22 protein-coding genes are annotated in these 22531 nt (G+C 60.4%); 4 read left to right on the forward strand and 18 right to left on the reverse strand.

Annotated features, from left to right (window positions below):
- Together DW151_RS10755 and DW151_RS04990 are read left to right on the forward strand one after the other, a co-directional pair.
- On the forward strand, nucleotides 1–329 hold a 329-nt coding region (locus tag DW151_RS10755; RefSeq protein WP_233543354.1), incomplete at its 5' end, for a hypothetical protein.
- A gap of 187 nt (nucleotides 330–516) precedes the next feature.
- A complete protein-coding gene (locus tag DW151_RS04990; RefSeq protein WP_118334757.1) occupies nucleotides 517–1119 on the forward strand; it encodes a Type 1 glutamine amidotransferase-like domain-containing protein in 603 nt (200 codons plus the stop codon).
- A gap of 550 nt (nucleotides 1120–1669) precedes the next feature.
- Here the strand turns inward: DW151_RS04990 and DW151_RS05000 are convergent.
- Nucleotides 1670–2131: a DUF523 domain-containing protein gene (locus DW151_RS05000; protein ID WP_118334760.1), complete on the reverse strand. Its 462-nt coding sequence runs from the start codon at nucleotides 2129–2131 to the stop codon at nucleotides 1670–1672.
- A gap of 82 nt (nucleotides 2132–2213) precedes the next feature.
- Nucleotides 2214–4106, reverse strand: a complete 1893-nt coding sequence (ftsH, locus tag DW151_RS05005; protein ID WP_199579895.1) for an ATP-dependent zinc metalloprotease FtsH — start codon at nucleotides 4104–4106, stop codon at nucleotides 2214–2216.
- A gap of 92 nt (nucleotides 4107–4198) precedes the next feature.
- Here ftsH and DW151_RS05010 point away from each other — a divergent pair, with 92 nt between their 5' ends.
- Nucleotides 4199–4684, forward strand: coding sequence for a cob(I)yrinic acid a,c-diamide adenosyltransferase (locus DW151_RS05010; protein ID WP_118334763.1), 486 nt, complete (start codon nucleotides 4199–4201; stop codon nucleotides 4682–4684).
- A gap of 85 nt (nucleotides 4685–4769) precedes the next feature.
- On the opposite strand, the gene DW151_RS05015 is transcribed toward DW151_RS05010, so the two are convergent.
- The 4 genes from DW151_RS05015 to thyA all read right to left on the reverse strand — a co-directional run bounded on the left by DW151_RS05015 (nucleotide 4770) and on the right by thyA (nucleotide 8645).
- Nucleotides 4770–6119: an MATE family efflux transporter gene (locus DW151_RS05015; protein WP_117564142.1), complete on the reverse strand. Its 1350-nt coding sequence runs from the start codon at nucleotides 6117–6119 to the stop codon at nucleotides 4770–4772.
- A gap of 125 nt (nucleotides 6120–6244) precedes the next feature.
- Nucleotides 6245–7159, reverse strand: a complete 915-nt coding sequence (locus tag DW151_RS05020; RefSeq protein WP_118334764.1) for an RNA methyltransferase — start codon at nucleotides 7157–7159, stop codon at nucleotides 6245–6247.
- Between the two features lie 109 nt (nucleotides 7160–7268).
- Entirely contained in the window at nucleotides 7269–7787 is a 519-nt protein-coding gene (locus DW151_RS05025) for a dihydrofolate reductase (RefSeq protein ID WP_117779162.1), read from the reverse strand.
- 9 nt (nucleotides 7788–7796) lie between these two features.
- Nucleotides 7797–8645, reverse strand: a complete 849-nt coding sequence (thyA, locus tag DW151_RS05030; RefSeq protein ID WP_117629294.1) for a thymidylate synthase — start codon at nucleotides 8643–8645, stop codon at nucleotides 7797–7799.
- Nucleotides 8646–8811: 166 nt separating this feature from the next.
- Between thyA and DW151_RS05035 the strand changes: the two genes are divergently transcribed.
- Entirely contained in the window at nucleotides 8812–9576 is a 765-nt protein-coding gene (locus DW151_RS05035) for a NifB/NifX family molybdenum-iron cluster-binding protein (protein ID WP_118334766.1), read from the forward strand.
- Nucleotides 9577–9696: 120 nt separating this feature from the next.
- Here DW151_RS05035 and ffh read toward each other — a convergent pair whose 3' ends face one another.
- From ffh to DW151_RS05095, 12 genes are all read right to left on the reverse strand, one after another.
- Entirely contained in the window at nucleotides 9697–11172 is a 1476-nt protein-coding gene (ffh, locus tag DW151_RS05040; protein WP_117637757.1) for a signal recognition particle protein, read from the reverse strand.
- Nucleotides 11173–11182: 10 nt separating this feature from the next.
- Complete coding sequence (gene ftsY / locus DW151_RS05045; protein WP_118334767.1) at nucleotides 11183–12100, reverse strand: signal recognition particle-docking protein FtsY; 918 nt, start codon at nucleotides 12098–12100, stop codon at nucleotides 11183–11185.
- The gene (gene smc, locus DW151_RS05050; protein WP_118334769.1) at nucleotides 12100–15636 is read right to left on the reverse strand and encodes a chromosome segregation protein SMC; all 3537 of its coding nucleotides are present in this window, start codon (nucleotides 15634–15636) and stop codon (nucleotides 12100–12102) included. The genes ftsY and smc overlap by 1 nt, the downstream gene beginning before the upstream one ends.
- Nucleotides 15637–15646: 10 nt before the next feature.
- Nucleotides 15647–16372, reverse strand: a complete 726-nt coding sequence (gene rnc / locus DW151_RS05055) for a ribonuclease III (RefSeq protein ID WP_118334770.1) — start codon at nucleotides 16370–16372, stop codon at nucleotides 15647–15649.
- Nucleotides 16373–16375: 3 nt separating this feature from the next.
- Entirely contained in the window at nucleotides 16376–16618 is a 243-nt protein-coding gene (locus DW151_RS05060; RefSeq protein ID WP_055309519.1) for an acyl carrier protein, read from the reverse strand.
- A 124-nt stretch (nucleotides 16619–16742) separates the two neighbouring features.
- A complete protein-coding gene (gene plsX / locus DW151_RS05065) occupies nucleotides 16743–17762 on the reverse strand; it encodes a phosphate acyltransferase PlsX (protein WP_118334772.1) in 1020 nt (339 codons plus the stop codon).
- An 87-nt stretch (nucleotides 17763–17849) separates the two neighbouring features.
- On the reverse strand, nucleotides 17850–18029 hold the full coding sequence (gene rpmF / locus DW151_RS05070; RefSeq protein WP_022094017.1) for a 50S ribosomal protein L32: 180 nt from the start codon (nucleotides 18027–18029) through the stop codon (nucleotides 17850–17852).
- Nucleotides 18030–18093: 64 nt separating this feature from the next.
- Nucleotides 18094–18648, reverse strand: coding sequence for a DUF177 domain-containing protein (locus DW151_RS05075; protein WP_118334773.1), 555 nt, complete (start codon nucleotides 18646–18648; stop codon nucleotides 18094–18096).
- Nucleotides 18648–19145 (reverse strand): ATPase, encoded by a 498-nt coding sequence (locus DW151_RS05080; protein WP_040358176.1) that lies wholly within the window; start codon nucleotides 19143–19145, stop codon nucleotides 18648–18650. Before DW151_RS05080 ends, DW151_RS05075 begins: the two co-directional genes overlap by 1 nt.
- Nucleotides 19146–19213: 68 nt before the next feature.
- A complete protein-coding gene (gene coaD, locus DW151_RS05085) occupies nucleotides 19214–19711 on the reverse strand; it encodes a pantetheine-phosphate adenylyltransferase (protein WP_118334775.1) in 498 nt (165 codons plus the stop codon).
- Nucleotides 19704–20354, reverse strand: a complete 651-nt coding sequence (gene rsmD, locus DW151_RS05090; protein ID WP_118334776.1) for a 16S rRNA (guanine(966)-N(2))-methyltransferase RsmD — start codon at nucleotides 20352–20354, stop codon at nucleotides 19704–19706. The genes coaD and rsmD overlap by 8 nt, the downstream gene beginning before the upstream one ends.
- A complete protein-coding gene (locus tag DW151_RS05095) occupies nucleotides 20351–22528 on the reverse strand; it encodes an ATP-dependent DNA helicase RecG (protein ID WP_118334778.1) in 2178 nt (725 codons plus the stop codon). Before DW151_RS05095 ends, rsmD begins: the two co-directional genes overlap by 4 nt.
- Nucleotides 22529–22531: the final 3 nt, after the last annotated feature.

Consider the following 22531-nt stretch of genomic DNA (forward strand, 5'->3'; position numbering starts at 1 on the left):
CCCGATGTCCAAGAAATGGGAGGCAGTTCACAGGCACCTTTCTGGTGGTTTTTTATTGCTCCAGCATTCAGTTCGTACTCGAACCCGATTCTTTACGAGAAAGGGTTCGGGTACGTTTTTTGTTTATCGGAAATTCTGCGGAAGGACTACTCGGAACGGTAAACAGGGACGAACAGAGGCAGGGTATCATCGTGGTGATGGTATCCTGCCTTTTGTTTTGCGGGATCAAGGTCGCTTTATGCGAACTTGATCGCCACTTATATGGGGCATTGATGGCAATTGCTTCGTACGTGCATACCGGGAGCCTGTACACCTCTGGCAAGGCGTAAAACACTAGACTTTGTTCCAAAGTCCGTGTGCTAAGGGGGCAGGCCCCTTAGAATTCCTGTAGAGTGTGTACGCACGTACGCAGGAAAACGGCAAAATTTCGCTATATCAGGGCGTTCTTTCATTGGAGAGTATGGTATACACGGCTTAGTTCAACAAATAAGAATTTATATATAAAGGAGAATATTGATGAAACTGTTTTTATGTTCTCACTTTTCAAGTGTGGGAAGTCTGATAAAGGAAGAAATTGAAAATAAGAAAGTCGCATTTATTCCAACAGCTTCACTGCGTGAAGGCTACACCGGTTATGTCGGCTCGGCTCGGAAATTATTCAAAAAGTTGGGAGCAATCGTAACTGAAATTGATATTTCAACGGAGGCTTATTCAACGATACAGCCTCTTTTTGAAGATGCGGATGTGATCTATTTTACCGGCGGAAATTCTTTTTTCCTTATAGACCAGCTCCGTAAAACGGGAACGGATGAGCTGTTGAAGAAAGAATTGGCAAAGGGAAAACTGATGATTGGTGAATCGGCAGGTGCGATTGTATGCGCTCCAAGCATCCAATATATCGAGCAAATGGATGAAAAGCCGGAGGACTACTCACAAGAAGATGATGCAGGGCTTAATTTGATTGATTTCTATGTTCTTCCGCATTTTCTTACAGCACCATTTAAGAAAGTTACCGAGAAAATAATGACTGAGTTTTCGGATTTGAATCTATGCCCAATTAACAACCGTCAGGGAATTGTAATTGATGGTGAAGGTTCAAAGGTAATTTGCAAAGACTAATTTGAAAATTCCAGTTTGCTGCACTCGTTCCTAGCAGGGGTTGGGGCAGGCACGCCCCAACAAAAAGCTGTCCCAAAGGGGCAGGAATGGGAACTGCGGACGATTTCTTGGACCGTTACGCGGCCCTTCCCAGCGCGGAGCGGAACTCGGCCGGCGTGCGGCCACCGAGCGCATCGCTGCGCCTCTCCGTATTGTATCGGCCGATCCAGCCCCCGAGCTCCTCGATGAAGCGGGCGGGGTCCAGTCCGACCAGTCCCTGCCATGCCAGAACTCCTTCTTGAGCAGGCCGAAGAAGCCCTCCATCGCCGCGTTGTCCGGGCTGCAGCCCTTGGCGGACTGGATTGGCTACACTGATGTGGACAGTTCCGGGGGGGGGCGCAAGAGACGAGAGGACCGTGTACGCGTTCCTGCGCGAGGGCCGCGGGGAGGGGCTGCCTGGGTGCGGCGCCTGTCAACTCGGTCTACGTCCTTGATGACCGGGTCGTACTCAATATCAACTTCACGGATGATGCCAAAACGGTCACCCGTGAGGAAGTGTTGGGTTCGAGTGCTATGGACAATGTTCCAGCATGCTGGGATCGAATTCGCTTGCGGGAATCACGCGGTACCCATGGCGCAGCAGCAGGTCGACGAAAACGCCGTTGCCCGCGGTGAGCGTACCGCTAAAGGTGCCATCGTAGACGTGACCCGTACCGCACGAGGGGCTGCGGTCCTGCAAAATGCACGCAACGATCTCGGACGGCCCGCCCGCCTGCTCGCACATATCGAGCGCACGCTGGGCGCCCAGACGAAACTCGCGATCGACCGAGACGCCCTCGCAGGTGCGGACCTCGCCGTTCGCAATCTCGGATGGCTTGCGCGGCGTGGGAAGGCCGCCAAAAACCTCGGGACATACGAGGAGTACCTCGGTCCCCGTGCGCTCGCAAGCCTCGACCAGCTCGCGATGGTAATTGTCGAGCCCGTTATACTTACAGCTTTCACCCATCAAACAGGCACTTACCACGATCTTCATATACAACTCTCCCCACACAAATCGCCCCATTTGAGAAAGCTACTCAAATGGGGCGTCGGCGTCTACTGGCTCGGCCGCGGCTTTACTGTTGCTTGGGCATCAACGGATTCTCGCGCGTGAGGAGGTTCATGAACTCCTCACCCGTGATGGTCTCCTTCTTGTACAGATAACGAGCCAGCTCATGGAGCTTGAACTTGTTCTCCTTGAGGATCTGCAGGGCACGATCGTGCGCGTCCTCGATCAACTTAGCGACAATCGCGTCCACACGCTCGGCCGTACCGGGTGCGCAGGTGAGCGACGTGTCCTGATTGAGATACGCGTTCTGCACGGTACCGAGCGCCATCATGCCAAACTCGTCGGACATACCAAAGCGTGTCACCATGTTGCGGGCGAGCTTGGTGGCCTGCTCGATATCGTTGGCGGCACCGGTCGTCATCTCGCCAAAGATGAGCTCCTCGGCCGCACGGCCGCCGCAGTAGACGGCGAGCTTGTCCAAGACCTCCTGGCGCGTCGTCAGGAAGCGCTCGTCCTCCTCGACCTGCATGGTGTAGCCCAGAGCGCCGCTCGTGCGCGGCACGATGGTGATCTTGGTGACCGGGGCGGAGCCCTTCTGGCGGGCGGCGACGATGGCATGGCCGATCTCGTGATAGGAAACGACCTGCTTCTCGTGGTCGGACAGCACCGTGGATTTACGCTGCTGTCCGGCAATGACGACTTCCACCGACTCCTCAAAATCATCCTGCGTCGCGCGCTTGCGACCCTCGCGGACGGCGCGCAGGGCACCCTCGTTGATGATATTGGCCAGGTCGGCACCAGAGGCGCCGGGCGTCGCGCGGGCGATCGCAGTCAGGTCGATCGGCGGCTGCGTCTTAACGCTCTTGGCATGGAGCTCAAGGATGTTCTTGCGGCCGGTCAGATCGGGCAGCTCAACGGGAATGCGGCGGTCAAAGCGGCCGGGACGTAGCAGGGCCGGGTCAAGGCTGTCAGGACGGTTCGTTGCAGCGAGGACGACGATACCCTTATGGTTATCAAAGCCGTCCATCTCGGTCAGCAGCTGGTTGAGCGTTTGCTCGCGCTCGTCGTTGCCGCTAAAGCCGCCGCCATCGCGCTTCTTACCGATGGTATCGATCTCATCGATAAAGACGATACACGGGGCCTTTTCCTTGGCCTGCTTAAACAGATCGCGCACCTTGGCAGCGCCACGGCCGACAAACATCTCGACGAACTCAGAACCAGAAATACTAAAGAACGGAACACCAGCTTCGCCGGCCACAGCCTTGGCAAGCAGGGTCTTACCAGTGCCCGGAGGGCCCACAAGAAGAGCGCCGCGCGGCAGCTTGGCGCCGATCTCCTCGTAGCGCTGCGGCTTCTCCAGAAAGTCGACGACCTCCTTGAGGGACTCCTTGGCCTCTTCCTGGCCGGCGACGTCCTTAAAGGTCACGCCCACGTCCTTGGAGGCGATCACGCGCGCGCCGGACTTGCCCAATCCGCCGCCGCCAAAACCACCGCCGCCAAAGTTCATCGACGGGCCGTCATCGCCCATAGCCTTCTTCATGCGGCGGTTGAGCCACCAGCCAATCAGGAAGAAAATCGCCATGGGAAGAATGAGCGTGATCAGGTAGTAGGTCATCAGGCCCGAGCTCTTGTCGGGAACGACCGATTCCAGGGACGCACCGGATTCAAGCACGCGATCGGTAAAACCCGCATCATTCGGCACACCGGTCGTCTTGTAGGCGATGTTCTCGTCCTCGCCCTTCTTGGTGTAATAAATCGTGTAATCGTCCGTGTTGTACTCGACCTTGTTGACGCTCTTCTTATCGAGCGCTTTGACAAACGTCGAGTAATCGGTCTTCGTAATCTGCTGCGTGTGACCGATGTTGGGGAACAGAACGGTCGAGAGCACGAGGTAGACGACGAAGGCGATGAGCACGTAGAGGATCATATTCCGTCTACGTTTGTTGTCATCCATCTCCATCTGCTTGAACTCCATCTACTGGGGTTGATAATGGTTTCTAGAATACCCAACCCGAGCGACGATAAACCGACGCCGGGCACGAAAGGACAGAGATGGCATCACTGGAAGTCGGCAAGGTTCAGATCTACACGGGCGACGGAAAGGGCAAAACCACGGCCGCCTTGGGGCTGGCTTTGCGTGCCACAGGTTATGGTCTCAACGTACTCATGCTGCAGTTTGCCAAGAAGCTGCACTGCGCCGAACACGATGCCGCGCCGCGCCTGGGACTGCGCATTGTGCAGGCCGATCGCGACACGCCCGAGGCTTGCGCCGCGCAGATCATGGAGCTCGCACGCGAGCAGATTAGCCAGGTAGACATGCTGATCTTGGATGAGCTGGGAGAAGCCATGCGCCGAGGCTTTGTGACGCGCGAAGATGTCGAAGCGTTGATCGCAATGAAACCGACCACCACAGAGCTCGTGCTCACCGGCCGCGGCTTGCTGCCACTGGCCGATCTCGCGGACCTAGTAACCGAAATGCGCCCCGTCAAACACTACTTCGACGAAGGCCTCCTAGCCCGCCAAGGCATCGAATACTAAATGATCCGTAGGGGACGGAGGAAAACGGATCATTTTGCCTTATCGCCAGGTCAATGATCCGTTTTCCTCCGTCCCCTGCGGATCATTAGGCGGTGGCGCGGCCGAGCCAGTTGCCGCTGTGGTGGTAGATGGTAAACATCGTGGCCGTGATGAGCCAGGTTACGGGGTAAACCAGCAGCAGGTGCTCAAGCGACGGATCGAACGGCATAATCGCAAACACCCAGATCACCCTGAGCACGACGGTGCCAAAAATCGTGAGCATCATAGGCTGGAAGCTCACGCCAGCGCCGCGGATGGAGCCGGACGCGTTTTCGATAATCGAGAAGATCGCGTAGAACGGCGCGATGAAATGAAGAATCGTCGTGGTGTAGGCCGAAATCGAAGCATCGTCGACAAACAGACGCGACAACGGACCCGAGAACACCAGTAGCACGGCAGACAGGCCACCAATGAGCATAAACGACAGCACAAGCGACGTATGGTAGCCCTTGCGCATGCGCTCGTAGTTGCGCGCGCCAAAGTTCTGTGCCGAGAACGTGGTGATCGAAACGCCAAGCGCCTCGGTAACCATCCAGACAATGCCATCCAAACGGCCCGAAAGACCCCACGCCGTGGTGACATCGGCACCAAACGAGTTGACCGACACCTGAATCAAAACGTTGGAAATCGAATACGCAGCAGACTGAAAGCCAAGCGGCAGACCACACGAGATCATGCTCTTACAAATGCCAGGATCAATGCAGAGTTTGGACAGTGAAAGCCGCCACGCACCCGGAGCGTGCATCATACGAATCACGATCATCGTGGCGTTGGAGCAAATGGTCAGCGCCACCGCGATGCCGCAGCCCAGAGCCTCCATATGAAGCACGGCAACGAAGATGACATCCAGCACCGCATTAACAAGGCAGCCGGAAGCAATGATCACAGCAGGACCGCGTGTGTCGCCCACGGCGCGCAGCAGCGCCGTTCCCATATTGAGCAGCAGCGCCGCAACCATGGCGGCAAAATAGCAACGAGCATAGGCCACGCCCTCGGCCAATAGTTCATGCGGCGTGTTCATAAGTACCAGCATGGGCTCAACGAACACTATGCCAAGAATCGAGAAAACGATACCGCCCACCAGCGCGAGCGTCATGGCCGTATGGACCGAACGACTCAATCGCTCATCATCGTGCTGACCAAAATACTGACCGGTAATGACCGCGCAGCCAGCGCCAACGCCAACGCAAAAGCCAATGCAGAGCTCGGTGAGCACCATCGTGGCTTGAATGCCACCCAGCGCGAGCTTGCCGCCAAACTGGCCGACGATATACGTACCAATAAGCGTGTAAGCCTGCTGAAAAAACGAGCTAAAGAAGATAGGAACGCACAGCGACAGCAGCTGTTGCCAAATGACACCCTGCGTTACATCGATAGCCGTAGATTTCTTAGCCACACGCCCTCCCCACCAGCGTACGTCAAACAACAAAACGGCAATTTAAGACCAAAGCCAATACCAGCTTAGCACCGACCGACGTCGGCCGAAACGCCCCGAACCAGAGCCCGGTGCTAACTATCTGCCTAGTGATACAGCCCCGGCTGGTAGTGGTACTCGTTGCTCACATGCGGGCACAGCTGCCAAAAGGCAACAGCGCTTGCCGCGGCCACGTTGAGTGAATCGACCCCATGCGCCATCGGAATACGCACGGCGCGGTCGCAGCCTGCAATGGTCTTGGCGCCCAAGCCAGCACCCTCGGTGCCCATAAAGATTGCCAGGCGGTCAATCTCCTGGAGCGCGGGATCGTCCAGCGACACCGAATCATCCGTCAACGCCATAGCGGCACACGAAAAGCCGGCATCGTGTAGCGCCGCCAGCCCATCATGCGGCCATACGCGCGCTTCGCTGCCAATGCGTGTCCAGGGCACCTGGAACACCGTGCCCATGCTCACGCGGGCCGAACGACGATACAGCGGATCACAACACGTAGGACTGACCAAAATGCCGTCGACGTTGAGCGCGGCCGCCGAGCGGAATATTGCGCCCACATTGGTATGGTCGACAATGCCCTCGAGCACGCACACGCGCACCGGGCGCTCCCCCGCCGCCTCGACGACGCCGCCCAAGAACTCATCAACCGGAATCTGTCGCGGGCGACGAAATGCCGCGAGCGCACCGCGCGTCACGTTAAAACCCGTCAGACGCTCCATAAGCTCCATCGAGGCAACGAACACGGGAACCGGACCCGCGCCCTCGCGTACCGCCAGGCGCTCAAACAGCGGCATCATCTGGTCGAGCCAGCGCTCGCCCAAAAGAAAGCTCGCCGGCTCGTATCCGGCGCGAACCGCACGTTCGATGACCTTGGCACTCTCGGCGATAAAAATGCCCTTCTGCGGCTCCAGCACGCAGCGCAGCTCACGCTCGGTCAGTCGCACGTAGGCATCAAGCCGCTCGTCCTCGAGCGAATCGATTCGCAGCACCTCAACGGCATCAGTCATAGCAGCCAGCCCGCACCTTTCTTTACAGCGCATCTATACCAAACGAGGCGACGCTAAGCGCCGCCCCATGCGTTCAAACAATCCGATGATACCGTTCACGCCGGACGATTTACGCCTCAACGCGACGATACGTTACGAACTCATAATCGACACCCTCGTCGCCCTCGCCCGAGGCAATCGTGGCAACACCGCCACGCCGCGCAATCTCCCACGCGGGATCGGCATCCAGATCGGGAAAATACGTATCCACGTCATGCACGCAATGGTTATGCGTAACCTCGGCCTCGGCGCAATACGGCAAAAACTGCCGATACACCTCGCCGCCACCGATCACCCACGCAACGGGCTCATCGGCTACCGCGGTGAGCGCTTCGTCGACGCTATGCACCACGTCGACGCCCTCGGCAGCAAAGTCCTCATCGCGCGTGAGCACGATATTACGACGGTTCTTGAGCGGACGCCCGCCGGGAAAACTCAGCAGCGTCTTGCGTCCCATAATGACCGGGCAGCCTTTGGTGCACGCCACAAAATGACGCATGTCGGCGCGATTAGACACGACCATGTCACCCTCGCACCCAATACCCCAGTCATCGCACACGGCGACAATGGCAGAAAGCTTACACGTCATGCGCGTCACCTACACCGCAATGGGGATGTTCTTGACCTGCGGGCCGTGCTCATAGCCCTCGACAATCAGGTCGTCGGTCGTAAACGCATAGAAGTCATGCACATCGGGGTTAAGCGTTACCTTAGGCGCGGCAAACTGCGGACGCTCGATAAGCTCGCGGACGATATCGACATGACGGTCGTAAATGTGGGCATCGGCAATCACATGCAGCAACTCGCCGGGAATCATATCGACCGACTGCGCGACCATCATCAGCAAAATGGCGTACTGGCACACATTCCAGTTGTTCGCAGCCAAAATGTCCTGGCTGCGCTGGTTGAGAATCATGTTGAGCGTCGGTTTATCATCCTGCGGGCGCTGCGTCACGTTATACGTCACGCTGTAGGCGCACGGATACAGGTGCATCTCGGACAGGTCGCTAAACACGTAGGTATTCGTCATAATGCGGCGGCTGTACGGCGTGTTCTTGAGGTCGTACAGCACACGGTCCATCTGATCGAAGTCACCCTCGGCATAATGGCTCTTCTGCCCAATCTGATACCCGTAGGCCTTGCCGATGGAGCCGGTCTCGTCGGCCCACTCATCCCAAATATGGCTGTTGAGGTCATGCACGTTATTGGACTTCTTTTGATAGATCCATAGGATCTCATCCATGGCAGATTTGAGGGCCGTGCGACGCAGGGTAAGCGCCGGAAACTCCTCACGCAGGTCGTAGCGGGCCGTGACGCCAAAGTTTTTAATGGTATAGGCAGGGGTGCCGTCCTCCCACACCGGGCGGACCTTTTGGCCCTCGGTGGTGGTGCCATGGTCCAGAATATCGCGGCACATGGTTACAAACTGTTGATCAGCTTTGCTCATTGACCCTCCTGTCAGTCGCCTATAAGCGAGATTCATTGTAGCCCAGGCGCACGCGGCCCCACAGCCCAAACATAAGCCCTCGTTTTCTGACATATGCCAGAAATCCCTTGCGTAAATCTGCACGTTCGTTATTCTATTGTTGACATATGTCAGATAAGGAGTGCGTATGGCCGGAAGACGCGAGAAACTGCGTCGCGTTGGGATCATCCCCGAATATCGCGGTTTTACCCCCGATGGCCTGGCGAGCGGAGACGCCATCGACATGACGATTGACGAACTCGAGGTACTGCGCCTGTGCGACCTGGAAGGCCTTAACCAAGAGGCAGTCGCACAGCAGATGGGCATTGCCCGCGCCACGGTGGCGGCAATCTGCAGCCGCGCGCATCGCAAGGTGGCAAACGCGCTGGTCAACGGACGGGCGATCGTCATCGAAGGCGGTAACATCGCATACTCCCCCATCACCACGACAACGGCCGCATGGCCAGCAAAGGAGGTCGGCACCATGAGGGTGGCAACCACGTATGACAACGGCAACATCTTTATGCACTTTGGCCGCAGCGAGCAGTTCAAGATCTACGACATTCAGGACGGCAAAGTACTCAACGAGCAGGTCGTGGGCACCGGCGGCACCGGCCACGGCGCACTTGCGGGCCTGCTCGCCAACGGCGACGTGGACACGCTCATCTGCGGCGGCATCGGCGGAGGCGCTATCAACGCGCTTGCTCAAGCCGGCATCACGGTATACGCAGGTGCCCAGGGCAGCTGCGACGCTTGCGTCGAGGCCCTTATCGCCGGCACGCTCGCACAGAACGGCGAGGCCACGTGCAGCTGCCACAGCCACGACCACGAGCACACCCATGAGCATGGCGGGTCCTGCGGCTGCCACGGCCACCACGACCACGAAGGCCACGAGGGCTGCGGTTGCCACTAACGGCACGGCACCGCGAGCTCGGGGCGCGAAGCCGAACGCAACCCAACAATCAAAGCCAACAACAAAGGCTACCCGGTAGCATCCGAGTGGCCTTTGCCATATCAAGCTGGAATTACAGCTCTATTTCTTATTACGCATCTGCGCTTCCATCTGGCGCAGCAGCTCCATATCGGACTTGGGACCGCCCGTACCCAGGCCGCCCATGCCGCCCAGACCCATAGCGTCCAGCCCAGGGATATTGGGCATGCGCATCTTTTTGCCCTTCTTGCCCTTTTTGCCCTTCTTGCCGCCGGCCTGTGCCTGATTGGCCATCGTGCGCATGCGGCCCATCATCTTATTCATCTCGCCCCACTGCTTCATAAGGCTGTTGACCTCGGTGGGGGTTACGCCGGCGCCCTTGGCAATACGCGCGCGACGCTGACCGTTGATGATGGAGGGACGCAGGCGCTCCTCCTTGGTCATCGACATGATGATGGCCTCGTTCTTATCGAAGATGCCCTCGTCCAGGTTGCCGCCCATCTGGTTGAGTGCACGCTGACCACCGGGGAGCATGCCCAGGATACCCTTCATGCCGCCCATCTTTTTGACGGCTTTCATCTGGTCGAGCATGTCGTTCATGGTGAAGCCCTCGCGCAGCATACGCTCGGCAGCCTCGAGCTGCTCTGCATCGGCTGCCTCCTGGGCCTTCTCGATAATGCCGACAACATCGCCCATGCCCAAGATTCGCTTGGCCATGCGGTCGGGATAGAACGGCTCCAGCGAATCGGGTTTCTCGCCCATGCTCACGAACTTGATGGGCTTACCGGTCACCTGGCGCACGGAAAGTGCGCCGCCGCCACGGGCGTCGCCGTCGAGCTTGGAGATGATCACGCCGTCAAAGTCGGTGCGCTCGGCGAAGGTCGAGACGACGTTGACAATATCCTGGCCGGTCATGGCATCGACGACCATCAGCACCTGATCGGGCTTGACGGCCTTCTTGATGTCCACGGCCTCCTGCATCATCTGCTCGTCGATCTGCAAACGACCGGCGGTATCGACGATGACCACGTCACGCAGGTGGTCGACGGCCTCCTGAATGGCGCCCTTGGCGATGTCGACCGGGTGCGCACCGTCGCCTCGGAAGACCGGGACACCGATCTCTCCGCCGAGCGTGGCCAGCTGGTCGGCAGCGGCGGGACGGTAGACGTCGCACGCGGCGAGCAGCGGCGAGCGGCCCTGCTTCTTGAGCAGGTAGGCCAGCTTTACGGCCGCCGTGGTCTTACCGGAGCCCTGCAGGCCCACGAGCATGATGACATTAGGAATGCGATTGCTAAAAACGAGCTTACTCTCGGTGGAGCCGAGCATCTCGGTGAGCTCGTCGAGCACGATCTTGACGACGTTTTGCGCCGGCGACAGCGACTCCATGACCTCGGCGGTCATGCAGCGCTCCTTGGTCTTGGCAACGAACTCCTTGACGACCTTAAAGTTAACGTCGGCCTCGAGCAGCGCCATGCGAATGTCGCGCATGGCCGAAGTGATATCGGCCTCGGTCAGCTTACCCTTGCCGCGCAGGCGGTCAAATGTGTCGTTGAGGCGATCGCTCAGAGAATCAAACACTAGTCACTCCTTAATTGGACTCGCCCACCAGGGCGCGGCAGAAATCTTTTGCATTAAACTCCTGCAGGTCATCGACCTGCTCGCCGACGCCGATGCGCAGGATCGGGAGCTTGAGCTTCTCGGCCACGGCCATGGCGATACCGCCCTTAGCCGTGCCGTCGAGCTTAGTCATGATAATACCGTCCAGGCCCAGCGCCTCGTTAAACTCGAGCGCCTGGTTCAGACCGTTCTGACCAGTGGCGGCATCGATCACAAGCACGACCGAAACCGGCATGGGACCAGCGGCCATATTGGCGGCGCGCTTACGCGTCACGTTGACCACCTTGGCAAGCTCGCGCATGAGCTCGGCGCTCGTGTGCAGACGGCCGGCGGTATCGATGAGCACCAAGTCGCTGCCGCGCTTATCGGCCTCGTCGAGCACGTCATAGCACACGCTCGCCGGATCGGAGCCGCGGTCACGCTTGATGACGGGCACGCCGGCACGCTGGCCCCACACATCGAGCTGCTCGATGGCGGCGGCGCGGAAGGTGTCGGCCGAACCGATCACCACGTTCTTGCCGCGGGCGGCCATGGCGCTCGCAATCTTGCCGACCGTGGTGGTCTTGCCGGCACCGTTAATACCGACAAACAGTACGCAGCTCGGCGTATCGGAAAACGGATCGCGCTCAACAGGCACAAAATGGCCCTCGAGCTGCTCGGCCAGGGCGCGACGAAGCTGCGGGGCGGTCTTGAGGTTCTTCTTAGCGGCGGCGTCGCGCAGGTCATCGGAGACCTGAATGGCGACCTCGGCGCCCATGTCACCCATGACGAGGGTGTCCTCAAGGTCCTCCCAAAAATCCTCGTCGACCTCGCCGCCAAAGTAGAAGACCTCGTTAAGGGCCTCGCGGCTGCGCTCAAGTCCGCGCGAGAGTGCGTCAAAGAATCCCATTATGCATTCACGACCTTTCCGGTTTCGCGATCGAGTTTTTGCGAGACGACGCGACTGACGCCGTCGGCTTGCATCGAGACGCCGTAGAGGACGTCAGCATCCTCCATAGTACGGCGCTGATGCGAGATTACCAAGAGCTGCGTATCGGAACGCAGCACATCGAGGGCGCCGATGAGCTTGGACAGGTTGGCGTCGTCGAGCGCAGCCTCGACCTCGTCCAGCACATAGAACGGCACCGTGCGCGTACGGTATACGGCAAAGAGCAGGGCGAGCGCCGTCAGGCTCTTCTCGCCGCCCGACATGAGCATCATCTTAGTGATGCGCTTGCCGCGCGGTTGGGCCACGACCTCGATACCCGTCTCGGCCGGGTGCTCGGGGTCGGTCATCTCCAGATGAGCCTGGCCGCCCGGGAAGAGCATGGCGAAGATCTCGCGGAAGTTCGCATCAACCTTCTCAAACGTCACCAGGAACGCCTTGCGCATCTTGCGGTCGATGGCCACCGTGATCTTGGTGAGCGCCTTGCGCGCGCTCTCCAGATCGGCAAGTTGCTCCTCGATGTAATCGGCACGGCGCTTGAGCTGCTCGTACTCCTCCATGGCGACTTGGTTCACAGGGCCCAGGTTGTTGATCTGGCGCACGAGCTGGTTGAGCTCGCGCTCGGCGGCGTCGCGGTCGGTAGGCGCAGGAAGCATGAGCGCTTCCTCGAGTACCGTGGTGCCATCGGCGGTAATGGCCTTAATGGCGGCCTCTACCTGCACCTCGAGCTTGCCACGCGCGACCTTAAACTCGTTTTGCGTGGCGGCGGCGGTATCGACCCGCTCCTTAGCGCGGGCAACCTCTGCCTTGGCATCCTCGATGGTCTTCTTGAGCGAGGCCGAGTCCGCCTCCTCGAGTGAAGCCTGGTCACGCAGGCGCGCGGCCCAATCCGACGCGCGCTCCAGCAGGGCCGAATAGCGCTCGTGCATGGGGTCGACGCGCAGACGCAACAGCTCGAGTGAGCGCGAGGCCTGGCGTGTTCCGCGGATACGACGGTCGATGCCCTCAAGACGATGCTCCAGGTCGGGCACGCGGCCCTTCAGCGAACGCAGGCGTTCGCTCGTCTGGGCTAGGCGAACCTTGGCGTCGGCGAGCTTGCCGGCAGCCTCGGAATCGTCACGGCGAACGCGGTCGAGTTCGTCGTTGGCCTCGGCAATCTGCAAGCCCAGATCGCTTGCCTGCGCGCGGGCCTCGTCACGCGAACGGGTGAGCTCGTCAACGCGCGGGCGCGCAGCGCGAACGGCTTCGGAGGCCTGCTCGCGGCGCTTGGAGATGCGCACGCGCTCGACCTCGGCATTGTTGGCGCTTTGCTCCAAGCGGCCGATCTCGGAGAGCAGCGAGCGGCGCTCACCCTCAAGACGGGCGATCTCGCCGGCGGCATCGCCCTCGGCGGCACGCGCTTCCTCAACGGCCGCATTGGCCTCGACGACCTGATCCGACACATGCTCAAACACGGCAGCTAGATCGGGCTCCAGGCCGTCCAGCTCGCGAATGCGACGCTTGCGCTCCAGAGCACCCGAAGCCTCGCCGGCATCAAGCCCCACACGAACCAGGCCGCCGCAGGCGACGCGGGCGCCATCGGGGGTCACGTAAGTCACGCCGTCAACGACCGGCGCCGACAGCGCAGCAGCGAGATCATCCACTACGTAATATCCGCCGAGCAGCGCCTCGACGACGGGTCCGTAGCCTGCGCGCACGGACAGACGATCAACCAGACGGGTACCGGCAGCGCCCTCAGCGGCGGTAGAGCCGCTCACGCCGCGCGCCACCAGCAGCGCCTCGCCCGAGGCCATCTTCTGGTCCAGAGCAGCACGACCGGCACGCTCGAGTGCGGCAGCGTTATCGAACAACAGGGCATCGATATCGCCGGCGAGCAATTGCTCAACCAGGCCCTCAAGCTCGCGCGGGACCTCGAGCACGTCGCCCAGACGACCCGAGACATCGTCGCCCAGCGCACCCACCAGGCGGCTCACGAGCGGCGAGCTGTCGGCCATGCGGGCATCGAGTTTCTTTTGACTGGCAAGCTCCGAGCGCACCTCGGACAGTTTGTTGCGCGCCTCGCTCTCGCGGGCACGCAGGTCCTTAAGGGCTGCACGGGCGACCTCGGTAGCCTCGCGAGCATCAATCTGGGCTTGACGGGCCTGATCAAGTGCACTGTCGAGCTCCTCGGCGCGGTCGCGACGGCTCTCGAGTGAGGCCGTGACTTCCTCGAGATGCTCGTCGATCTGCTCCAGGCGTGAGGCGTACATGTTGTCCTCGACCTCGGCGTTGCTCAGCGAGTCCTTCACCTTGGCGAGTTCGAGCGCCGCGTTATCGGCCACACGCTGCACATCGCGTTGCTCACGCGTAATCTGCGAAATCTGATTGTCGAGCGCAACGCGACGCTCGTGGAGCTCGGCGGCGGCAGGTCCGGCGGCGTCAACGTCCTCCTGGGCCTGCATGTGCGCGCCGGTCACTTCCTCAAGCTGCGCACGTGCATCCTCGAGCTCCTCTACCACGCGACGACGCTGATGCTCGGAGCTCGAAATCTGCCCGCGCATGTCGGACAGGCGCGACACCATGTTGTGGCCCTTTTCCTCGAGCAGACGCATATCGGAGTTAATGCGACCGACCACATCTTGCATATGGCGGCGCTGCTCGCCCAGATCGCCCACAAACAGGCCCTTTTCCTCGAGCATGACCTGGAGCTTCTCGAGCTCGCGCTCCTTTTCGCCCAAGCGGTACTGCGCAAGCTCCAGCTCGGCGGCACCTTCCTTGGAGCGGCTCTCCAAGTCGTTCCACTGCGACTGCAGCGAACGCAGCTCGTCGACGGCCAGCATCTGCGTAAGCTCGTTCGCGCGCGAGGACAGCTCTTTGTACTTGCGCGCACGATCGACCTGACGCTCCAGCGGTCGCAGCTGACGGGCAATTTCCTTATTGATGTCGCGGGCACGCGTCAGGTGCTCGTCCATCGACTTAATCTTTTTGAGCGCACGCTCCTTGCGGCGCTTGTGCTTGGAGATGCCGGCGGCCTCCTCGATGAGGGCGCGGCGCTCCTCGGGGCGGCTCTGCAAAATGGCGTCGAGCTTGCCCTGGCTGATGATGGAATGCGTATCCTTGCCCAAGCCCGAATCGTGCAGGATGTCCTGAATGTCCATCAGGCGGCACGGACTCGAGTTGATGAGGTACTCGCTTTCGCCCGAGCGATACATACGACGGGTGATGGCGACCTCGTCAAAGTCGACGGGCAGCATATGGTCCGAGTTATCGAGCACCAGCGTGACCTCGGCGACACCCACCGGCTTGCGCGCTGACGAGCCCGAGAAGATGACATCCTCCATGGCCTGGCCGCGCAGCTGCTTGGCGCTCTGCTCGCCCAGGACCCACAGAATCGAGTCAGAGATGTTCGATTTTCCCGAGCCGTTGGGACCGACGATGACGGTCAGGCCCGGCTCAAACGTCATATGGGCGCGGTCGGCAAACGACTTGAACCCTTTGAGCGTGAGGGACTTGAGATACACGGTTCCTCGCTTAAACAGGCTTCTTGTTGAGAATCACGCCGTTGGTGGTGTAGCCCATGCGGTCAAGTGCCTCGAGTGCAGCGGCTCCCTCGGCTTCCTTCTTTGAGGAGCCGGAGCCGCGGCCCTGGCGAATACCGTCGATGAGCACCACAGCGGTAAAGGTGGGCGCATGCGCGGGGCCCTCGGAGCCGACCAGCTTATACGCGGGAGGCTCATGGCCGTCTGCCTGCACGCACTCCTGCAAGAACGACTTGGGGTTCGCAGGGTGCTCGGCACGCTCGGAAGCCAGGTGCGGTTTGAGCGTACGGTGGATAAACTCCGCCGCGGCATCCCAGCCGGCATCCAGATACAGCGCGCCCACGAGCGACTCATAGACGTTCTCGAGCGCCGAGTGCAGACCGCGCGCGCCGGTACCGGTCTCGGAGGCACCAAAGATGATGATGTCGTCGATACCCAGCTCATGCGACACCTCGGATAGCGTGGCGCCAGAGACAAGCGACACCTTAAGGCGCGTAAGCTTGCCCTCGTCAAACTCGGGATAGGACTCAAAGAGCGAACGGGCCACCACGGCGCCCAAAATGGAATCGCCCAAAAACTCCAGGCGCTCGTAGCTTGCCGAGACTGGCTGGCCTTCGACGGCCGAAGGATGCGTAAGAGCCGCGCGCAGCAGCACCTTGTCATTGAACTCGTGGCCCAGAATCTCCTGTGCGCGCGTAAGTCGTTCGGATAAAGCCAAGACCTAGGCCTCCCTGGCGTTTTCGATCGCGTCGACGGCGTCGGCGACAGAGTTGAGCGAGAGCAGAGTCTCGTCATCGATCTCGAGGTTGAACTCGTCCTCGATAGCCGTAACCAGCTGCAGGCGCTCGAGCGAGTTGGCATCGAGATCGTCAAAGGTGGTCTCATCGCTAATTTCGGCAACATCGACGCCCAGAACGTCAGCAGCGACCTCGGCGATCTTGTCGAAGATTTCGGAGCGGTCCATAGCGCTTCCTCTCATAGTGCATGAATACCAAAAGAATGGTACCGCCCGGGCGGTACCAAGACACGGTTCTGATTCTACCCCACGAAGCAGGCCGCGAGGCACATAACAGCGCTCTAACTCGCTCTTACAAAACGATGCCGTCCATGGAGTTGGCGACGTTCTCGACCAGCCCCGCGCGCACGGCTTCGGCCGCCGCGAGCGTACCGTTTTTAACAGCCTCGACCGAGGTGGCGCCATGACCGATTAGGACCACGCCACGCAGGCCCAAAAGAATCGCGCCGCCCTTGGCATCACCAGAGAGCTTGGCCTTAATCCCGCGCATCTGCTTTTTGATGAGCAGCGCGGCGATCTTGGTGCCGAGCGAGGCCATAAAGGCGCCCTTGAGCTCCTGCAGCAAAAACTTGGCAGCGCCCTCGGTGGCCTTGAGCGCAATATTGCCCGACATGCCGTCGGCGACCACGACGTCAAAATTGCCCGACGTAAGATCGGTGCCTTCGCAGTTACCCACAAAGCCGGGAACGGCGGCTTTCATGGCCGGGAAGCAGGCCTTGGTAAAGTTGGAGCCCTTCTCGTCCTCGGTGCCATTGGCAAGCAAGCCCACGCGAGGATGCTCGATGCCCAGGACAACGCGGGCATAAGCGCTACCCATCTGGGCAAAACGCACCATGTCGTCCACCTCGACATCGGGGTTGGCGCCCATGTCGCACAGCACCGTCAGGCCGCCGGCACGATTGGGCAGCGCATTGGTCAAACAGGGGCGCACCGGCTGCTTCTTGCCTTCGGCCATATATCTAAACGGTGTGACGTAGGCGGTCGCGGCAGCGGTCATGGCGCCGGTGGAGCCGGCGGAGAAAAACGCGTCCGCGTTGCCCTTTTTGATGGCGCGGCAGGCAAGCACGATCGAGGACTTGCGCTTGGTCATCACGGCGCGAATGGGATCGTCATCCATGGCGATAATGTCAGGGGCTTCCAGAGCCTCCACACGTGCATAGGCCGCGGCAAAGGGATTGACGATTTCGGCGGGACCGACTGCCAGGACCTCGATATCGGGATCGGCGGCAAGTGCAGCCTCGATACCATCGAGAACAACCTGAGGTTTCTCGTCTCCGCCCACAACGTCTACACAAACGCGAACGTTACTCATATACATACTCCTTATACAAAAATGGCCGACTCATTGAGCCGGCCATTGTGGTTCCATTTGGAACGGCATCGCATCCAGAGTATACCGTTACTCGGTAACGATAACCTCGCGGTCCTTGTAGAAACCGCAGCTGGGGCACACGTGGTGCGGAAGCTTGACAGCGCCGCAACGGGGGCACGTGGACTGAGCCGCAGCCGAGATCTTCATGTTGGCGGAACGACGGGTGTGAGTGCGGATACGACCCTGCTTTTGTTTAGGTACGGGCATAGTGACCTTCCTTATGAACTATCCAGTGTGGCGATTACGCGCAAGTAGCGATACTACCACAGTTTTACTCATCGAGCTTGAGATTCTTCAATGCTGCAAATGGATTTTCCGTGGCAGCGGCCCATTCTGCCTCTGCCTGGGCGGCGCAATCGCATTGCTCGACGTTGAGATTGCAACCGCAAGTGGGGCACAGGCCGCGGCAATCGGGCTTGCACAGAACGACAAACGGCGTGTCCATGACGACCGCGTCGTTGATGGGCTCACCCAGATCGACGATGCGGTCCTCACCCAGGAGCTCGTAGCTGTCCTCGTAGGCCTCGGGATCCTCGGGCTCCTCAAAGAGGTAGAACTCCTCGATCTCGCCGGCGATATCAAACGAGGCAGGCTCCAGGCAACGGTCGCACTCGCCGGTGGCGTGCGCGCGGACCATGCCCGTGAGCAAGACACCGGTACCGGCATTGGTAAAGACAACGTCGTAGTCGATGCCGTCCTGTAGCTGGTACTCCTTCTCGCCCACCGTGTAGGTGGCAACATCGACCTTGCCGGTCAGCGGATACGAATCACCAGGAAACTCGAGCCGCTCAGAAAGATCGACGGTAACGCTCGGGAACTCAGCCATTACCACTGACCATTCTGTTGGGCGGCACCCTCGTTGAGCTGCTGACGGCAACGGGTAACGGTGCCGGTCAGGCTCTTGAGGTTCTCCTCCAGGTGCGTAAAGACCTGCTCTGCGTAGTCCTCGGCAGCATAACGCGTCTCGCGCTCGTACTGCTGGGCACGATCGCGGATGTCGTCGGCCTGCTGCTGTGCCAAGCGGACGATCTCCTGCTCACCGGCAATGGTGAGGGCCTGCTGCTGAGCGTCGGCGATGATGGAATCGGCCTGAGCGGCGGCGGAAGCCATAAGCTCCTCGCGCTCCTTAAGGATACGGCGGGACTTCTGCCACTCCTCGGGATAGCTCATGCGGATCTCGTCGAGGATGTTGAAGAACACGTCGGCGTCGATGACCTTGAACTGAGCGTTCTTGCCGAAAGGCGGCTTGGCTTCCTCGATCAGCCCTTCGAGCTCATCGACCAAGCTGACGATCCTATCGCCAGGAAAATTCTCGCCCGGCATCCGGTCTCCTTTCATAGGTAACATATCATCGTGCTAGTTTACCACATGCCACCAGGCAATAAAAAACGTCACGAAAAGCGGTGTCTGAGCGCTTCGACCACGTTGGGCGGGACAAACGTCGATACATCGCTGCCGAGCGAGGCGATCTGGCGAACGACCGAACTCGAGATATAGCCGTACTGCGGCGCACTCATGACAAAGATGGACTCCAGCTCGTTATCCAAGCGATAGTTGAGGTCTGCCTGCTGCAGCTCGTACTCAAAGTCGGTCATGGCGCGCAGGCCCTTGACCACGGCCCCCGCCCCCTGCTCGCGAGCGAAGTCGACCAAGAGGCCGGTAAAGGGCAGGACATCGACGCCGTCGATATCACCGAGCGCCTCGCGAGCCAGCGCCACGCGCTCATCCAGCATAAACGTGGTGCCCACACCGTTTTTACCCTGCGACTCGGCGACAGCGACGATCACGCTGGGAAAGATACGGCGGGCGCGGCGGATGACGTCGATATGGCCAAACGTGATGGGATCGAAGGTGCCCGGGACGATCACGCGGTAGATGGTGTCACTCATGGGCGTTCTCCTGAAAAGTCGTGCCGTCGCTGCCATCGGCATCGGCGACGGTATCGTCATCCTCGCCCTCGCCGACCCAACGGAGCAGGTCGACCGAGGTGATGCCATAGCGTTTCTCACGCACGGTTACAAAGCCGGCAGGATGTGCGCCCACGTCGGCGGCAGCATGCTCAAACAGGGCATAAGCGCCAGGTGCAAGCAGACCCTGCTGAGCCAGGTTCTGCAGCAGTATCTCGACCGGCTCGGCACCAAAAGCATAGGGCGGGTCGAGCAGGACCAGATCAAAGGGGCCGCCCGGCACACGACCGCGCGAGGCGCTCGCCAGCATGTCGCCCGTTACCACGCGCCAACGCGCGCGATCGCGGCAGAGCGACTCGATATTCTTGGTAATGAGCCGCGCGGCATTCCGATCGATCTCGAACGTCGTGAGCGAGCGGACGCCACGTGAGAGCATCTCTAACCCTAAGGCGCCGGAGCCGCCAAAGGCGTCCAGCACGCGGACCTCGTCCAGATCGAAGTCAAATGCCGACATGACCATAGATGCGCATGCCTCGCGCACACGATCGGTCGTGGGGCGGGTGACATCGCGACCACGGGGCTCCTCGATCTTACGACCGCGCCATTCGCCGCCGATGATTCTCATCCTCCGCTGACCTCCTTAAAAATGTGTCGATATCGCATGGCGACCGCATCGCGCAGGGGGCGCGTCGCCACGGAGTCAAGGTTGCAAGCATACCGCAAGAGCTCGACCGCGTCCAAATGGGCCCACTCGATCAGCTCCTCGTCGGCATCCAGGTCGACAAAGCGCAGAGTCACACCGCCATGCTGGCGGTACCCCAGGATTTCGCCCTCGTGGCGCAGACGAAGGTCCATCTGGGCGAGCGTAAAGCCGTCCGAGGTCTTTTCGAGCGACTGGAGACGGTCTTGCGCCGCCGAAGCGCCGCCGTTGCCCTTGGAGTGCGTCATGACCAGGCAGGTGCCCGACACGCTGCCGCGGCCCACGCGGCCGCGCAGCTGGTGCAGGGCCGCCAAGCCAAAGCGCTCACCGTTCTCGATGACCATGACGGTGGCGTTGGGCACGTCGACGCCCACCTCGACCACCGTGGTCGAAACGAGCACGTCGATCTCGCCGCGCTTGAAGGCGTCGATCACGCGATCCTTCTCCCCCGCCGGCATGCGGCCGTGAAGACGCTCGATGGTAAGCCCCGGCAACGACAGGCGTAGGCGGTCGAGCTCGGTTGCCGTATCGTGCAGCGGCACGGGCACGGTTACGCGACCCTCGTCGTCACGGACGATACCGGGCACATCCTCAAGCTCATCGACCGAGTCGCTCGGCTCCACGAGCGGGCAAATCACGTAGGCCTGCTGACCCTTTTCATGCGCCTCGCGGATGGCGCCATAGGCAAGGTCGCGGCTCGACTCGGTAAGCACGCGTGTCGTCACGCCAGCGCCAGGGACGGGCCGATGGCGGATGATGCTCGTGTCCAGATCGCCGTAGACCGAAAGCGCCAGCGTACGTGGGATGGGCGTTGCCGTCATAACGAGCAGATCGGCACCAGGGCCCTTCGCACGCAGGGCGTTGCGTTGGCCGACGCCAAACCGGTGCTGCTCATCGATGACCACGAGCGACAGATGCTTAAACGCCACGTTATCCGAAAGCACCGCGTGGGTGCCAAAGAGGACATCGAGCTCGCCCGATTCCAGCTGGGCATGGATCCGCTCACGCTCGGCCGCCGGCGTGGCGCCCGTCAGGAGCGCCCAGGTCATGCCAGCCTGCAAGAGCAAGGGGCCGGTCTTATCGGCATATTGACGCGCCAGCACGCCCGTGGGCGCCATAACGCAGGCCTGCGTGCCGCTATCGGCAGCCACAGCCAGCGCGCAGGCGGCAACGGCGGTCTTACCGGTACCGACATCGCCCAGCAGCAGGCGGTTCATCACACGCCCGCCATCGCACATATCGCGCAGGATATCTTGGAACGCGGCCTCCTGCTCGTCGCTCAGCGAAAACGGCAGGGCCTGCTTAAGCGCGGCCAGGTGCTCGCCCGCGGCGTGGGCATAGGGCACCACATCGACCAGGCCGCCGTCGTTGCGCAGGCGCAGCGCCAGCTGCAGGTAGAGGCACTCCTCGTAGGCAAGCCGTGCGCGCGCGATATCGCGCTCAGCCATGCTCGAAGGAAAGTGGATCGATCGAAGCGCACGAGCATCGCTCATCAGGCGACGTTTAACGCGCAAGCGTGCGGGAATCGGGTCGAAGGGATTGCCGACGACCTCGAGCGCGCCACTTACGATGCGGCGCATCCATGCCTGGCTCACGCCGTCACTCACATAATGGACCGGCAAAATGGTGCCCGCAGCACGCCCGTCATCAAGCTTTTCAAAGTGCGGCGAGGCCATCTGCTTAAAACCGTAGGCAAACTCGACCTTGCCCATCACGGCCAGGCGGTCGCCCTGCTTAAGCTGCTGGGCAATCCAAGGCTGACGGAAAAAGGCGACCTGCAGCACGCCCGTCTCGTCAACGAGTGAGACCTCGGTCACCTGCATGCGCGGACGCGGCTTCTTTTGAACGATACGGTCGACCGTGGCGATGATGGTGCACACGGTACCGATGGGCGCCATCTCGATGGACCAGGAGCGCGTAAAGTCCAGGTATCGATGAGGGATATGGAGAAGGAGGTCCCCCACCGTCCGAATTCCCAGACGGCGAAGGGCCTCCTCACGTTTACCCGAAACATATTTGAGTCGCGCGATATCCTCGTCGAGCGCATTGCTCTGGGCAAAGCGATCCGAGACGCGCGGCACGGAGCAGAGCTCGGACATGGG

Origin of the sequence: Collinsella sp. AM13-34 (assembly GCF_003473055.1) — a bacterium.
In the GTDB taxonomy this organism is placed as follows: domain Bacteria; phylum Actinomycetota; class Coriobacteriia; order Coriobacteriales; family Coriobacteriaceae; genus Collinsella.